At 40.5% G+C, this 304-nt stretch carries 1 protein-coding gene and 2 pseudogenes; all 3 read right to left on the reverse strand.

What is annotated here, in order from left to right:
* Positions 1-58: pseudogene (gene rpmC / locus V6256_RS16490) on the reverse strand (50S ribosomal protein L29); the annotation flags it as partial.
* Positions 59-61: 3 nt separating this feature from the next.
* Positions 62-130 (reverse strand): annotated as a pseudogene (locus V6256_RS15260) (50S ribosomal protein L29); the annotation flags it as partial.
* Positions 130-304 (reverse strand): ribosomal protein L16 (locus V6256_RS15265; protein WP_341599113.1); only part of this gene is annotated, 175 nt, incomplete at its 5' end. The gene V6256_RS15265 and the pseudogene V6256_RS15260, both read right to left, overlap by 1 nt.

The raw sequence follows: 304 nt of genomic DNA on the forward strand, positions 1-304 counted from the left end.
TAATTGAGTGCGGCTTTTCAAACTGACCAGTGCTTAACTGCATACGTAAGTTAAATTGCTAACGTAATAAGTTTAGAAGCTCAGCATTAAGCTCTTCAACGCTGTTATCTTTAAGTTCGTTAGCTTTCATTACATCACCTTACGAGTTACGATAGTTGTTGCCACTGGGAATTTAGCTGCTGCAAGAGCAAATGCTTCACGAGCCAATGCTTCTGGAACCCCTTCCATTTCATAAAGAACTTTACATGGCTGAGTTAGAGCAACCCAATATTCCACGTTACCTTTACCTTTACCTTGACGAACC

This window comes from Psychromonas aquatilis (assembly GCF_038155185.1).
In the GTDB taxonomy this organism is placed as follows: Bacteria; Pseudomonadota; Gammaproteobacteria; order Enterobacterales; family Psychromonadaceae; genus Psychromonas; species Psychromonas aquatilis.